Raw genomic sequence first — 15,383 nt, 5'->3', positions numbered from 1 at the left:
CCCACCGAGGATCAGACCTGTTCCATCGCCTTGTCGATGACGGTGAGCTTCTCCGATAGCCCTGCTGCACGCCGGATTTCGAGGAAATCTTCCAGCATCGCAGCGGTCACCTCATGCGGGTCCTCGACGGTGGCGCCGTCGGCGATCACCGAGATGTTGAACTCGTCGACATAGCTCCACACCGTGATGTTGAGTCCGCTGCTCGCGGTCAGCGGCCCCACACTGTAGATCTCGGTGACCAGTGCGCCACCCACCCGGCCGTACTCGCGCGGGCCGGGCACATTGGAGATGTTGAGGTTGAGCACCTTGTTCTCGCCCTCGCGGTTGGACAACCAGCGGAACAGGGACTCCGCGGCCACCGGGGGTATGTAGTTGGACCAGCGACTGACCAGTTCCGGGCCGATCAGATTGTTGCTCTCCTTGGCCAGCATGGCCGCCTCGTGGGCCTTCTGCACCCGCTCCAGCGGGGTGTCGCACTCGACCGGTATCGGGATCAGCACCCCCGTGAAGCGGTTGCCCGAAATCCGCTCCCTGGAGAAGTCGAAGCTCATCGGCACCGACGCCAACAACGGGTGTTGCGCATCACCGTCATACTGCAGCAACAGTTTTCGCAGCGCTCCCGCACAGACCGCCAGAACCAGATCATTGATGGAGACGCCGAGCTTCTTGCTGGTCTCCTTGATATCGGCCAGGGCAAGCGAGGCTGTCGCGAACCGACGATCGGCGGTGAGGATGTGGTTGATGAAGCTCGGCGGCGGCGTGAACGGCCGGGTGAGTTCCGGCGACAGTTTACGGCTGCTCTTGCGTACCCGGTTGACTCCCTGCGCGGTGTACGCGAACGTTGCGGGCACCCTGGAGATCTGACGCAGATGGTCACGAAACGCATTGCCCAGCAACTCACTCCGGGCCGGCGGTGGATCTGCGACGTAGACGTCGCCGTCGGGATTCGGGCCGGGTTGCAGATCCATCGCCTGGGCCATGAGGTTGGCCGAGGCCACCCCGTCGGCGAGTGCGTGGTGGATCTTGCCGACGACGGCGATCCGCCCGTCGGCCAGACCGTCGATGAAGTACATCTCCCACAACGGATATGCCCGATCCAGCGGGGTGCTGGCGAGTTTCCCGATGGCCTCGTCGAGTTCGCGGCGGCCGCCCGGAGCGGGCAGCGTCAGCTGCCGGATGTGGTACTCCAGGTCGACCTCGCAGTTCTCCCGCCACATCGGGCGATGGAACTTGTACGGGATATCGACGAGCTGGTAACGGAACGGATCGAGCTTGGGCAGCCGGGCGTGGATGACCTCACGAAATTCCGCGACCCCGAAGTTCCGCCCACCGAGATCACCGATCTCGATGATCGCGATCTTGAGTGTGTGCATGTGCACGTTGGGCGTCTCGCTGTACAGCAGCATCGCGTCCCAACCACTCAGTCGCTTCATGACAGGGACGATACAAGTGGCGGGGCTCTAGATGACGTCTTTGGCCGGGATAGCCTGATGTTCCCGGTGAATATGGTTCAGGAACAGTCCGATTGCTGTCGCCATGGCGCCGGTTCGGGCACCATCGGTCATATCGAAGGCGTGCCCCGCGCCGGGGAGTTCCAGGTAGCTGACCGCCGACCGGGAAGCCGACCGGAGCCGCTCAACGAAGTCGCGGGCCTGCGGTACCGGAATCACACTGTCCGCGCTTCCGTGAATCACGAGGAACGGCGGTGCGTCCGGATGGATCCGGGCGATCGGGGAGGCTTGCCGGAAGATCTCGGGATGGCGATCGATTCGACGCTTGACCACCACCCGTTCGAGGAAGTCGACAAATCGGGCCCGTTCGACCGTCGAGCGATCCTCCCAGCAATAACGCCCGTAGATACCGACCACCGCGTCGACCGAGGTGTCGGATCCGTCCGGCAGGTCGGCCTGCAGTTCCGGGTCGTTGGCCGTCAGTCCGGCCAGCGCGGCCAGGTGGCCACCGGCCGAACAGCCGGCGACGGTGACGAAGTTCCGGTTGCCGCCGAATCGGTCGACGTTGGCCCGCGCCCAGGCGATGGCGGCCTTGACGTCGGTGATGTGTTGCGGCCAGCGATGATTGGGCGAGACTCGATAGTCGATCGACAGACAGACCCAGCCGGCGGCCGCCATGTGCGCCATCAGGGCGTACCCCTGCAGGATGCGGCTGCCGTGGACCCACGCCCCACCGGGAACAAACAACATCACCGGGGCCGGTTCGACGGGCAGCTCGTCGCGGCGCCACACGTCCAGCACCTGGGATGGGTTGTCACCGTATTGCACCGATGCCCGGTGCAGGCTTTTCCGCTGCTGCAACGTCTTCCACAATGGCGGCATCCGATCCGGCGCGGGCCAGTCGATGTCCAGATGCGCCGCGGGCACCACCGCCCGCAGCGCCGCATCGGACACCGCGTTGGTCATGTCTCGCTCTTGCCGGCGTTTCTCGGCGATTCCCGGGGTCATCCAGGATCGGGCGGTGGCGGCCACGAAGTCCGGGGCATGCCGGGCGCCCCAGATCCCCATCGCGGTGTATCCGCCGAGCGGCTCCAGAAGCTTGCCGACAACAGGTAGCGAGGCCGAGGCCACGCTCATGGCAAGCAGGTAGTCCGCGGGGCCGGCCTTGGCCAGCCAGCGGGCACGGGTCCACACGGTCGGTCCTGGATACCGGACGTCCGGTTGTGCTGCCATCCGCGAGGCCCCCGCTCATCGGCATCGACAAACTTTCGATTCTGTCTACCACACCGTGACCGACATCGCATGACCACAGTTGATCTTTCCAAGATCCTCTGATAGGCAACGTGATTCGCTCTTCGGGTGTGTCTGCTATCACCCTTCACAAAAGTCCTGATCAGACCCAGACTGTACGTGCTACAACCAGTCTGGACTGAGTCCAAACTGGCTGTAGACTGAGACAGTAGTACCAGGAAAGGTGTACACCAGTGCCATTGCTGACGATCGGCGACCAGTTCCCCACTTATGATCTGACGGCCGTCATCGGCGGTGATCTGTCCAAGGTCGACGCCAAGCAACCCGATGACTACTTCACCCGCGTGCGCAGCAGCGACCATGAAGGCCTGTGGCGCGTGGTGTTCTTCTGGCCGAAGGACTTCACCTTCGTCTGCCCCACCGAAATCGCCGCCTTCGGCAAGCTGAACGAGGATTTCGAGGACCGCGACACCCGCGTGCTCGGCGTCTCCGTGGACAACGAGTTTGTCCACTTCCAGTGGCGGGCCCAGCACGAGGAACTCAAGAAGCTCCCGTTCCCGATGCTGTCCGACCTGCGCCGCGAACTGGCCGTCGCCACCGGCGTGCTCAACGCCGACGGTGTCGCCGACCGTGCCACCTTCATCATCGACCCCAACAACGAGATCCAGTTCGTCTCGGTGACCGCCGGTTCCGTCGGCCGCAACGTCGACGAGGTTCTGCGGGTACTCGACGCCCTGCAGTCCGACGAGCTGTGCGCCTGCAACTGGCGTAAGGGCGATCCGACCATCAACGCCGCCGAACTGCTGCAAGAGGCGGTCTGAGCATGAGTATCGACAACATCAAAGAAGCGCTGCCGGACTTCGCCAAGGACCTCAAGCTGAATCTGAGCAGCATCGTCAAGACGACTGAGCTCACCGAACAGCAGCTCTGGGGTGCGTTGGTGGCCACCGCCGCCGCCACGAAATCGCCACGGCTGCTCAAGGAGATCTCCGAAGACGCCCTCGATGTGCTCAGCGAAGAGGCCTACCATGCCGCCCTCGGAGCTGCGTCGATCATGGGTATGAACAATGTGTTCTACCGGACCCGCGGCCAGCTCGAAGGCCGATACGACGACCTGCGTGCCGGTCTGCGGATGAACATCATCGGCAATCCCGGTGTGCCCAAGGCCGATTTCGAGCTCTGGTCACTGGCGGTGTCGGCGATCAACGGTTGCGGGCACTGTCTGACATCCCACGAAGCCACGCTGCGCGCTGACGACGTGGACCGGCCCGCCATCTTCGAGGTCATCCGGTTGGCGTCCATCATCGCCGGTGTCGGTCAGGCGCTGCTCACCGCCGAGGTTCTCGTAACGGCCTGATCTCTGCTGGACCGTCTGCCGCGGGGACACGCATTTGGTGTGCGTCCCCGCGGCAGCGGCTATCAGAAGTGCTGTGAACGGGTCGTCGAAAGCACCGGTTCGTTGCACTGGGAACTTGTAATGTCCAGCTCGTGTCGCTCACTGACTTTCATCCCGAACTGCGCAGCGTGGCACGGTATCTGCCGCGGGCTCCGATTAGTCCCGTCACCCTGCCGGTGATCCGACGCTTGGAGCGGCTATACCGGTTTCGACGCCCGTCCGACGTCGAGGTGTTGACCACCTCCGGCGGGATCCAGATCCGGTTGCATCGCCCGCCGCAACTCAGCGAACCCGGCCCGGCATTGCTGTGGATTCACGGCGGCGGTTACATGTTCGGCACCGCGCAGCAGGACGACCGGCTGTGCCGACGCCTGGCCCGGCAACTCGGAATCACGGTGGCGGCAACCGAATACCGGCTGGCACCCGAGCATCCCTACCCCGCCGGTCTGGATGATTGCCACACCGCGCTGACCTGGCTGTCCCGGCTACCGGCCGTCGATGCGTCCCGAATCGCGATCGGCGGTGCCAGCGCCGGCGGTGGCCTGGCCGCAGCATTGGCATTCACCGCCCGCGACCGTGGTGAGATCACCCCGGCCGCCCAGCTTCTCGTGTACCCGATGCTCGACGACCGCAGTGTCCACCACACCCATCTCGATGACCTCGAGTCCCGGTTGTGGAACCGGCGCTCGAACAAATTCGGTTGGCGCGCTTACCTCGGTGGCGCTGACCCCGCTGTGGCAGTGCCGGCGCGCCGCACCGACCTGGCCGGCCTTGCACCCGCCTGGATCGGCGTCGGGACGCTCGATCTGTTCCACGATGAGGACGTCGCGTACGCGCGCGCTCTCCGCGCCGCCGACGTGGCGTGTGAGCTCGAGGTGGTCGACGGCGCATTCCACGGGTTCGACCAGATCGTGTCGAGATCGTCGATAGCCCAACGGTTCTTCGATGGGCAGGCCGCCCATCTACAGACCGCGTTCGCCTGATACCGGCTTCTGGGCCGGCAGGGCTCGTCAGGCGGCGGCTAGGTCCCCGAATACTTCTGCACCAGCGACTGCTTGTACAGCTTGCCGGTGTCGGTACGGGGCAGCTGCGCCTCGAACGAAATGGACCGCGGGCATTTGTAGTGTGTCAGCCGATCCCGCAGCCAGCCCACCAGCTCAGCGGCGAACTGCTCGGTGGCGTCAGCCGGATCGATGGTCTGCACCACCCCTTTGACGCTCTGGCCCATCTCGTCATCCGGAACGCCGAACACCGCGGCGTCCATCACCTTGGGATGGGTGACCAGCAGGTTCTCGGCCTCCTGCGGATAGATGTTCACCCCACCGGAGATGATCATGTGATGGCGGCGGTCGGTCAGGTACAGGTATCCGTCGTCGTCGACATACCCGATGTCGCCCACCGTCTTCCAGCCGCGGGGATCGCGGGACTTCGCCGTCTTCTCCGGATCGTTGAGGTACTCGAAGTCGGCACCGCCCTCGAAGTAGATCTCCCCCGCTTCCCCCGCAGGCAGCTCGGTGCCGTCTTCGCCGAGGATGTGTAGCGCACCGTTGAGGGGCCGCCCGACCGAGCCGGGATGGGTCAGCCACTCCTGCGCCGAGATCAGCGTGGATCCGTGGGCTTCCGAGGATGCGTAGTACTCGTCGATGATCGGCCCCCACCAGTCGATCATCTGTTTCTTGATGTCCACCGGACACGGTGCCGCCGCGTGCATCACCCGCTGCAGGCTCGACACGTCGTAGGACGCCCGCACCTCGGGCGGGAGTTTGAGCATCCTGGTGAACATCACCGGGACAAACTGGCCGTGGGTGACCCGACGGGTGGCGATCGCCTGCAGTGCGCCTTCGGGATCGAACTTCTCCAGCACCACGACGGTGATACCGCCGGCCAGCGTCTGCATGGTCCAGATCGACGGCGCGGTGTGATAGAGCGGCGCCGGGCTGAGGTACACCGCCTCGGGGTGCATCCAGAAGGACACCAGCGCGGCCATCAACCCGGGAGACTCGGACGGCGGCACATGCGGCAGAGCACGTTTGATGCCTTTGGGTCGTCCGGTGGTACCCGAGGAGTACTGCAGCAGATCCCCCTCGATCTCATCGGCAATCGGCGTGATCGGCTGATGCGCAACAGCTTCGGGATAGCGTTGCCACCCTTCGAGATCGCCGTCCGCGATCAGCAGCAGGCCCGGCAATCCGGCCGGCAGGTGTGCACCGAGTTCGGCCAGTGTGGTGCGCCGCGCTGCCGATCCCACAATGGCTTTGGCGTTGCTGTTGTCGATGATGTAGGCGGCCTCGGCCGGTGTCAGGGCAGTGTTGATGGGCACGTAGTACAGCCCGGAGCGGCGGGCCGCCCACATGACAACGTGCAGGTGGGGATTGTTCTCCATCAGGATCGCGACAACGTCACCTTCGACCAGGCCGGCCTGTCGGAAGTGGTGGGCCAGTTGGTTGGCCCGGGCTTCCAGCTCACCGAAGGTCACGACCGTCCCGGACGGATGCATGATGACTGCCGGCTTGTCCGGCGCGGCTTGTGCGGTTTCGCGGATCTGCATGAAGCGACTCTACTGGGCAACAGTTGACAGGTGTCAATAGTGGTCTTTGGCTGCACTGGGACGGCCCGGCCGTCAGCTCGACAGAACCCGGGGATCCTCGAGGACAACTGGTTCCGCACCCCGCCCCACGATGACAACGACCCCGGATCAATGGATCCGGGGTCGTTGGTGTGCTTGTCGGAGCGTCAGCTGCTCTCGGCCAGGCGCGTTTTCAGGGCGTCGAACTCGTCCTTGATGCCTGTCGGCAGCTTGTCACCGATGAACTCGAACCACTCCTCGATCAGGGGCAGCTCGGCCTTCCATTCGTCGACCCTGACCTCGAGCGCCGCGTTCACATCGGCGGCATCGACGTCCAGGCCGGACAGGTCGAGATCCCCGGCAGTGGGGACGATGCCGATCGGCGTGGTCCGGCCGTCCGCCTTCTGCTCGACCCTTTCGATGATCCACTTCATCACGCGGCTGTTCTCGCCGAACCCGGGCCACAGGAACCGGCCGTCGTCACCACGGCGGAACCAGTTGACAAAGAACACCTTTGGCATCTTCGACTCGTCCGAGTTCTTGCCCACGTCGATCCAGTGCTGCATGTAGTCGCCGACGTGGTAGCCCATGAACGGCAGCATCGCCATCGGATCACGCCGAACGGTGCCGACCGTGCCCTCCGCTGCAGCGGTCTGCTCGCTGCCCAACGTGGCACCGATGAACACACCGTGCTGCCAATCGCGGGCCTGCGTCACCAACGGGACGGTGGTCTTGCGCCGGCCGCCGAACAGGATCGCCGAGATCGGCACGCCCTGCGGGTCATCCCATTCGGGTGCCAGTGTCGGGCACTGTGACATCGGGGTGCAGTACCGCGAGTTCGGGTGCGCCGCTTTGGCATCAGAGCCCGGCGTCCACTCGTCACCCTTCCAGTCGATGAGGTGCTGCGGGTCGCCTTCGAGGCCCTCCCACCAGACATCCCCGTCGTCGGTCTTGGCCACATTGGTGAACACGGTGTTGCCGGCAGCGATGGTCTTCATGGCGTTGGGGTTCGAGGACCAGTTGGTGCCGGGAGCGACGCCGAAGAATCCGAACTCCGGGTTGGTGGCGTACAGCCGACCGTCCTTGCCGAACCGCATCCAGGCGATGTCGTCACCGACGGTCTCGGCACGCCATCCCTCGATGGTGGGCTGCAGCATCGCGAGATTGGTCTTGCCACACGCCGACGGGAACGCCGCGGCGACGTAGTAGGCCTTGTTCTCCGGGGAGATGAGCTTGAGGATCAGCATGTGCTCGGCCAGCCAGCCCTCGTCGTGCGCCATCGCCGATGCGATCCGCAGCGAGTAGCACTTCTTGCCCAGCAGCGCATTTCCGCCATACCCGGATCCGTAGCTCCAGATCTCGCGAGTCTCGGGAAAGTGGGTGATGTATTTGGTGTCGTTGCACGGCCACGGCACGTCTTTTTCGCCGTCGGCCAGCGGTGCGCCCAGTGAGTGCAGCGCCTTGACGAAGAAGCCGTCGGTGCCGATCTTGTCCAGCGCCTCCTGGCCCATCCGGGTCATCGTGCGCATCGACACCACGACGTACTCGGAGTCGGTGATCTCGACCCCCAGCTTCGGGTCCTCGGCGCCCAGCGGGCCCATACAGAACGGCACCACGTACATGGTGCGGCCGCGCATCGACCCCCGGTAGAGGTCCTTCATGAGCGAGCGCATCTCGGCAGGAGCCATCCAGTTGTTGGTGGGCCCGGCGTCGATCTCCTTTTCAGAGCAGATGAACGTGCGTGACTCCACCCGGGCAACGTCGGACGGGTCGGACAGCGCCAGGTAGGAGTTGGGCTGCTTGGCCTCGTTCAACCGCTCGAAGGTGCCGACCTCGACCAGCCGTGCGGCCAGGCGCGCAAACTCTTCCTCGGAACCATCAGCAAACACCACTCGGTCTGGCTGCGTCAGTTCGGCGACCTCTTGAACCCAGGCCAACAGGCCCTGGTGAGTGGTCGGTGCAGTATCCAGACCTGGAATGGTCGCTGAGGTCATTAAATTCTCCTGGGTTGGTTTTCCCGCCAGGACGTACTGCCACATTCCGCCGTGGTGTCAACACCGTGGCAGACACGAACGTCCCTGTGTTCTCCAGGTTAACGCGGGTGACATACCCGCGGTGTACCGAAGGCATGTCCATTGACTCACAGGAACGATTCAGATACCTCCGATCTGCGAGGTTCATCGATTCAGTTCCGGGATGCAGTCATCCGGTGGCGTCCCCGAAGGAATTCTTCCGAGTTTTTCCTTGTGGTCGGACCTCAGCCAGCTCCGCTTGCACCATCTTCAGCGCCGCGGCCAGCCCGGGCGCGGCAGCGTCGCGCACCGCCGCCGCCCTGGCACGTGCCAGGGCCTGCTCACGCAACCGCTCCTCGATCACCGCGATCTGGGCCGCAACAGCAGCCCTGGCCGCTTCGTCGTGATCGGCCAAGGCCGAGGTCAGCTCCGCCTCCGCCGCCAGCACCCGGGTCGCCACCAGCTGATCGACAACCGTGCGTGTTTCCGCCATGACACCACCGACCCAGCGATCCAGCACGGCACGGTCCTGCAGCAACGCGCGCGTCCGCACCATCCACACCGCGGAGGCAAAGCCGATCAGTACCCACACCACCGCGCCCGCCACCGCCAAACCCGGAGCCAGATCGGCGAACAGTCGACTCAACGTCAGCGCAACACCGAGACCGAACCCCGCCCCCAGTAACACCACCAGCCGCGTTTCCAAACGACGGGAGCGCAGCAACGGGCTCCCCACCCCGGGCGGCTTCGGCATCGGTGCAGACGACAGCACCGGCGCCAGGCCGAGCCCGTGCGTGACATCGGCAAGTTGTTCGGCCACACCGTCGTTGACCTCACCGACCACGTCATCGACGCGCTGGGCCACGTAGCGGGGAAACTCTGCCAACCCCCTCCGGGACAACGCGGCCGCATCTTCTTGCAACTCTGCCGACACCGAAGAGCAGCGACGACGGCCGAAGTAGGACAGTTGCACTCGCGCCTGCTGAACATGGCTCCGCAGCGCGATCGCCCGCTCACTGTGGTCAACTCGGCGTTCCCGCAACAGATCTGCGCGACGGTGACGTAGCCGGCTCGCCACGCGTTCCCGGTCATCGGCGGCCTCGTCATATCGCGAGCGAACCCGATCGATCTGATATTCCCAGTGCCGCAGCCTGTTCCGCCGAGCCAGCGTCGCATCGCCGAGCTGTTCGCGGACCGCGCCCACCAGGTCGTCGAGCTCGGCATCCCCCAGTTGCGGGGCTGCCGCGACGCCGGCCCACAACATCGCGGCGTATCGCTGATCATGGCGCTGCACTGCCACCCGGTTGGTGTCGAGCACCTCGTGCCAGCGCCGGTGGGCATCGATTTTGGTGACCGCACCGACCACGGCGTCGGTTCCGGCGGCCGCGTTGTCGAGCAAGGTGCAATCGGATCCGGTCAGCGGAGCTGCCGCCGACACGGCAAACACCACCACCGTCGGTAACTCGCCGGGCGCCAACTCACCCGCTTCGGCGACCGTCACCTCCGGCAGCCGGGCCGCCAACGCGGTCGCCAGGCTGGTCACACCTGCCAGCCAGGGACCGGTGACGAGAACCTTCTCGACGCGCTGTTCGGTCGGGAACGGGACGTCGGGAACGATCCCCTGGACCAGCTCATCGAGAGCGGCGGTCATCGCGCCAGATCCCACAGCCGCAACGAACCCCGGGTGATATCGGCCGCACAGGCGCCGTGCAGCGCGGATACCGGGCCTGCGCCATAGCGCTGCCAGCGCACCGCCCTGGCCAACAGCGCCGATCCGTCGGCCTCGACCTCGTCATCGACGGCCAGCCCGGCGGCACGCATCACCTCCAGCGCCGCATCCATCCGGGTCAGCACCAGGGCGTCACCGCTCAACCGGTCGGCGACCGCCGCGTCCCGAACGGCCGCTCCCTCCAGCTCGGCGGTCTCGGCCAGTAACCTGCGGTACCGGGCCGGGGCACCGGCCGCCACGATCGCCGCCACCACCGCATCGATACCGCTGACCCGGCACAGCGTGGCGCGTACGTCGCTCCCGGTGGCAGCGGGGCGGCGCATCGCCAGCACGGCATGCGCCACACCGAATACCTCCAGCGTCTCGATCAGGCGCTGCCGCACGGCCGCCGCCACCGGGTGCGGTTCCGAAACGAAAGTCGCTGCGGTCCGCAGATCGGCAGGCTCGGACACCAGCACCCGGAGCGCGGCCAGGAGCTCTCCGTCCAATACCTCGCTGTCCAGCCCCGCCACCGCCAGCAGACCCACCATCGGCACCACCGGGACACCCGCCGACGCGGCCAGTTCGGTGCAGCGGCGCTGCGCTGCCGCCAGCGGGCCGCCCGGCCCCAACCCACACACATCGGCCTTGGTCAGCACCATCAGCACCGGCCCGGCCACGCCGGCGATCGATTCCCGGTCCTCCGGTTTCACTGCTTCGGCGATAACCCGGACCGTCACGTCGGCTTCCAGACCGGCACCTGTATTGGCATCGCAGCCGACCAGGGAGAACCGGCCGGTGGCCGTCAGGGCCGCCGCCACCGTGCTGGTCCCCACCCCCGGCAGCCCGTTGACCGCCAGCCGCTGGGTCCGGTATCTCTGCTGTGCCGTCATGTCCAGCCATCGTGGCACCGGGCGGCGCCCCGCGCGAGCCGCCCCGGACCCGGCTGTGGACGGCCGACCGCCGACGGCGAAGACAACTGTGAAGACAACTGTTGGGTATCAAATTGCACCACGATGACGGTTCAGCCGTTCCCATGAGAGACGATGGACGCATGTGTGCCCAACGCGGAGCCGAGTCGGTGGATGTCTCCGCCAGGTCGGCGGGCCCCGCACCAGGGCATCCGCACCCTCGGATCACCAGTTTCCGGTCGCGTCGCTCCACGCTCACCGACTCTCAGCAGGACGCCTGGGACCGGCTGTGGCAGCACATCGGCAGGCAAGCCCGGGTCGGTGACAAGCCCGCAGCGCGCGTGGACGCCGAGTCCTGGTTCGGTCGCACCGCACCGTTGGTGCTGGAGATCGGGTGCGGTACCGGCACCTCCACCTTGGCGATGGCCCAGAACGAAACCGATATCGATGTGATCGCCGTCGAGGTGTACAAACGTGGCCTCGCCCAGTTGCTCGCGGCGATCGACCGAGAACAGGTGTCCAATATCCGGCTGGTCCGCGGCGACGCCGTCGACGTGCTCGTGCACATGCTCGAGCCCGACTCCCTCACCGGTGTGCGAGTGTTCTTCCCCGATCCGTGGCCGAAATCACGCCACCACAAGCGGCGCCTGCTGCAGCCGGAGATCGTCGCCATGATCGCCGACCGACTGCGCCCCGGCGGTGTGCTGCACGCCGCCACCGACCATCCCGGATATGCCGAGCAGATCGCCGAGGTCGGCGACAACGAACCCCGCCTGCGCCGCATCCCGGACAACCGGATCGACGAGCTGCCGATCTCGGTGCGCCGGCCGATCACCAAATACGAGAACAAGGCACAGGACGCAGGCAGCGCCGTGGCCGAACTGCTCTGGGAGCGTGTGTGAGCGACCTCGACACCGACCAGGTCACGGCCCCGGACACCGAGCTCGGCCCCGAACCGACCCCGCCAGAGGCCGAGTCGCCGGCCACGGTGCACGACCGCGTGCTGTTGGTGTGGGACGCACCGAACCTGGACATGGGGTTGGGGGCCATCCTGGGGGGACGTCCCACCGCCGCGCACCGACCGCGTTTCGACGCGTTGGGCCGGTGGTTGTTGGCCCGGACGGCCGACATCTCGACCGCCCACGGCAACACGGCCGCCTATCTGGAACCAGAAGCCACGGTCTTCACCAACATCGCCCCCGGTAGCGCGGACGTGGTCCGGCCGTGGGTAGAGGCACTACGTAACGTTGGGTTCGCGGTCTTCGCCAAACCCAAGGTCGATGAAGACAGCGACGTCGACATCGACATGCTCAACCACATCTCACTGCGCCGCAGTGAGGGGTTGGCGGCCCTGATCGTGGCTTCCGCCGACGGTCAGGCCTTTCGCCAGCCGTTGGAGGAGATCGCCCGCGACGACGGGACCCCGGTTCACGTGCTCGGATTTCGCGAACATGCGAGCTGGGCGCTAGCGTCGGATACCTTGGAGTTCGTCGACCTGGAGGACATTCCCGGCGTGTTCCGGGAGCCACTGCCGCGAATCGGGCTGGATTCGCTTCCAGACGAGGGAGCCTGGCTCCAGCCGTTCCGGCCGCTGTCGTCGTTGCTGGCGTCCCGGGCATAAAACTTCAGAGCCAAACGCGCGTGGCCGAATCTCAAGCCGCGCCTCAAGAACTTGCAGTAAAGGTAAGGAGCTTACGTGTTCGCCTGGTGGGGTCGGACGGTGTACCGCTTCCGATATCTTGTGATCGGAATCATGGTCGCACTGTGCGTCGGCGGCGGCATCTTCGGGCTCAGCCTGGGGCAGCACGTCACGCAGAGCGGTTTCTACGACGAGGGCAGCGAGTCGGTTCACGCGTCGCTGCTGGCGGACGAGGCCTACGGTCGCGATACGTCGTCACACATCATCGCGCTCTACACCGCGCCGGAAGGCAAGACGGTCGATGACCCGGCCTTCCAGAAGAAGATCCTGGACAACCTCGCCGAGGTGGAGAAAGACCACCCCGACGAACTGCTCCGGTCGATCGGCTACTTCAAGAGCCCCGAACTCCTGCGCAACATGTCCGATGAGGACAAGCAGCACGCGTTCATGTCGATCCAGCTCAAGGGCGACAACGACGACACCATCCTGAACAACTACAAAGTGGTCGAACCGGACCTGTTGAAGTTGCGGGACGAGGGCGTCGACGTGCAGTACGCCGGTCTGCAACCGCTGGCCAACGAACTCACCGGCACCATCGGCGAGGACCAGAAGCGTGCCGAGATCGCCGCGATCCCGTTGGTGGCCGTGGTGCTGTTCTTCGTCTTCGGCGGTGTTGTCGCAGCCGCGCTGCCCGCCATCATCGGCGGCCTGACCATCCTGGGCGCCCTCGGTGTCATGCGACTGGCTGCCGAGTTCATCCCCGTGCACTTCTTCGCCCAGCCCGTCGTCACCCTGATCGGCCTGGGTATCGCGATCGACTACGGCCTGTTCATCGTCAGCCGGTTCCGCGAGGAGATCGCCGAGGGCTATGACACCGAAGTGGCCATCCGAAGAACGATGATGACCTCGGGCCGCACCGTGGTGTTCTCGGCCGTCATCATCGTGGCCTCCTCGGTGCCGCTGCTGCTGTTCCCACAGGGCTTCCTGAAGTCGATCACCTACGCGATCATCGCCTCGGTGATGCTGGCCGCAATCCTGTCGGTCACCGTGCTGGCCGCGGTGCTGGCCATCATCGGCCCCAAGGTCGACGCCCTCGGAGTGAACACGCTGCTGCGGGTGCCGTTCCTGCGCAACTGGAAGCCGATGCGGGTCTACCTCGAATGGCTGGCCGCCAAGCTGCAGAAGACCAAGACCCGTGAAGAAGTCGAGAAGGGCTTCTGGGGCAAGTTGGTCAACCGGGTGATGAAGCGGCCCGGCATGTTCGCCGTCCCGATCATCATCGTGATGATCATCCTGATCATCCCGCTGGGCCAGCTGGCTCTCGGCGGCATCAGCGAGAAGTACCTGCCACCGGACAACCCGGTGCGCACCGCGCAGGAGGATTTCGACCGGACCTTCTCCGGTTTCCGCACCGAACCGCTGACCCTGGTGATCGAGAGCACCGACGGCAAGCCGGTCACCGACGACCAGGTCGCGGCGGTACGCAGCAAAGCGATGGCGGTTTCCGGCTTCATCGACCCGGACAACGATCCGGACAAGATGTGGCAGGAACGGTCGTACCTCGACGGCGCGTCGAAGGACCCGAATGTCCGGGTGATCCAGAACGGCCTGGAGACCCGCAACGACGCCGCCAAGAAATTGGAGGAACTGCGCGCCATCTCCCCGACATCCGGGGTGACGGTGTCCGTCGGTGGCACGCCGGCGCTGGAACAGGACAGCATCCAGAGCCTCTTCGACAAGTTGCCGCTGATGGTGCTGGTGCTGATCGTCACCACCACGGTCCTGATGTTCCTGGCATTCGGCTCGGTGGTGCTGCCCATCAAGGCGGCACTGATGAGCGCCCTTACCTTGGGTTCGACGATGGGCATCCTGACGTGGATGTTCGTCGAAGGCCACGGCTCCGGGCTGCTGAACTACACACCACAGCCGCTGATGGCACCGATGATCGGTCTGATCATCGCCGTGATCTGGGGTCTGTCCACCGACTACGAGGTGTTCCTGGTGTCCCGCATGGTGGAGGCCCGCGAACGCGGGCTGTCCACAGCCGAGGCCATCCGGATCGGTACCGCGACCACCGGTCGACTCATCACCGGCGCCGCCCTGGTCCTGGCCGTGGTCGCGGGTGCGTTCGTCTTCTCCGACCTGGTGATGATGAAGTACCTGGCCTTCGGTCTGCTGATCGCACTTCTGTTGGACGCCACCGTCATTCGAATGTTCCTGGTGCCGGCGATCATGAAGATGCTCGGTGACGACTGCTGGTGGGCGCCGCGCTGGATGAAGCGGCTCCAGGTGAAGATCGGCCTCGGCGAGACCCACCTGCCCGACGAGCGCAAGCGTCCCGCGACCCGCGACTCCGACGACCGCGAACTCGTCGGAGCCGGCGCGCCGGTCCGCGAGGGCACCCGGCCGCCGCACGACCCGACACATCCTGCCGCTCCCGGCCCCGCCC

At 65.5% G+C, this 15,383-nt stretch carries 12 protein-coding genes; 6 read left to right on the top strand and 6 right to left on the bottom strand.

Translation table 11 applies throughout. The features are described 5' to 3' along the window. Nucleotides 1-11 precede the first annotated feature (11 nt). The gene (locus tag WBB07_RS21815) at nt 12-1,433 is read right to left on the bottom strand and encodes a WS/DGAT/MGAT family O-acyltransferase (RefSeq protein ID WP_526310456.1); all 1,422 of its coding nucleotides are present in this window, start codon (nt 1,431-1,433) and stop codon (nt 12-14) included. 27 nt (nt 1,434-1,460) lie between these two features. After that, nucleotides 1,461-2,684, bottom strand: coding sequence for an alpha/beta hydrolase (locus WBB07_RS21810; protein WP_526310454.1), 1,224 nt, complete (start codon nt 2,682-2,684; stop codon nt 1,461-1,463). A 251-nt stretch (nt 2,685-2,935) separates the two neighbouring features. On the opposite strand from WBB07_RS21810, the gene WBB07_RS21805 reads away from it, so the two are divergent. The 3 genes from WBB07_RS21805 to WBB07_RS21795 all read left to right on the top strand — a co-directional run bounded on the left by WBB07_RS21805 (nt 2,936) and on the right by WBB07_RS21795 (nt 5,081). Next, nucleotides 2,936-3,523: a peroxiredoxin gene (locus WBB07_RS21805; protein ID WP_526310452.1), complete on the top strand. Its 588-nt coding sequence runs from the start codon at nt 2,936-2,938 to the stop codon at nt 3,521-3,523. A 2-nt stretch (nt 3,524-3,525) separates the two neighbouring features. Further along, nucleotides 3,526-4,059, top strand: a complete 534-nt coding sequence (ahpD, locus tag WBB07_RS21800) for an alkyl hydroperoxide reductase AhpD (protein ID WP_526310451.1) — start codon at nt 3,526-3,528, stop codon at nt 4,057-4,059. Nucleotides 4,060-4,190: 131 nt separating this feature from the next. After that, a complete protein-coding gene (locus tag WBB07_RS21795; RefSeq protein ID WP_526310450.1) occupies nt 4,191-5,081 on the top strand; it encodes an alpha/beta hydrolase in 891 nt (296 codons plus the stop codon). Between the two features lie 38 nt (nt 5,082-5,119). Here WBB07_RS21795 and fadD4 read toward each other — a convergent pair whose 3' ends face one another. The 4 genes from fadD4 to WBB07_RS21775 form a co-directional block, all read right to left on the bottom strand. Beyond that, nucleotides 5,120-6,646, bottom strand: a complete 1,527-nt coding sequence (gene fadD4, locus WBB07_RS21790) for a fatty-acid--CoA ligase FadD4 (RefSeq protein ID WP_526310449.1) — start codon at nt 6,644-6,646, stop codon at nt 5,120-5,122. A gap of 185 nt (nt 6,647-6,831) precedes the next feature. Beyond that, the gene (locus WBB07_RS21785; RefSeq protein ID WP_526310448.1) at nt 6,832-8,658 is read right to left on the bottom strand and encodes a phosphoenolpyruvate carboxykinase (GTP); all 1,827 of its coding nucleotides are present in this window, start codon (nt 8,656-8,658) and stop codon (nt 6,832-6,834) included. A 208-nt stretch (nt 8,659-8,866) separates the two neighbouring features. Continuing rightward, the gene (locus WBB07_RS21780; RefSeq protein ID WP_526310447.1) at nt 8,867-10,327 is read right to left on the bottom strand and encodes a hypothetical protein; all 1,461 of its coding nucleotides are present in this window, start codon (nt 10,325-10,327) and stop codon (nt 8,867-8,869) included. Then, nucleotides 10,324-11,277 carry a hypothetical protein gene (locus WBB07_RS21775; protein WP_526310446.1) on the bottom strand — a complete coding sequence of 318 codons (954 nt, stop codon included), beginning with the start codon at nt 11,275-11,277 and terminating at the stop codon, nt 10,324-10,326. The genes WBB07_RS21780 and WBB07_RS21775 overlap by 4 nt, the downstream gene beginning before the upstream one ends. Nucleotides 11,278-11,420: 143 nt before the next feature. Here WBB07_RS21775 and trmB point away from each other — a divergent pair, with 143 nt between their 5' ends. The 3 genes from trmB to mmpL3 all read left to right on the top strand — a co-directional run. Beyond that, complete coding sequence (trmB, locus tag WBB07_RS21770) at nt 11,421-12,197, top strand: tRNA (guanosine(46)-N7)-methyltransferase TrmB (protein WP_526310445.1); 777 nt, start codon at nt 11,421-11,423, stop codon at nt 12,195-12,197. Nucleotides 12,198-12,283: 86 nt separating this feature from the next. Next, nucleotides 12,284-12,916 carry an NYN domain-containing protein gene (locus WBB07_RS21765; protein ID WP_526310490.1) on the top strand — a complete coding sequence of 211 codons (633 nt, stop codon included), beginning with the start codon at nt 12,284-12,286 and terminating at the stop codon, nt 12,914-12,916. Between the two features lie 75 nt (nt 12,917-12,991). Then, nucleotides 12,992-15,383 (top strand): trehalose monomycolate exporter MmpL3 (gene mmpL3, locus WBB07_RS21760; RefSeq protein ID WP_526310444.1); only part of this gene is annotated, 2,392 nt, incomplete at its 3' end.

This window comes from Mycobacterium sp. (assembly GCF_049647605.1).
Lineage (GTDB): Bacteria > Actinomycetota > Actinomycetes > Mycobacteriales > Mycobacteriaceae > Mycobacterium.
The sequence above is the reverse complement of the archived record's forward strand: the minus strand, read 5'-3'. Positions and strand labels throughout refer to the sequence as shown.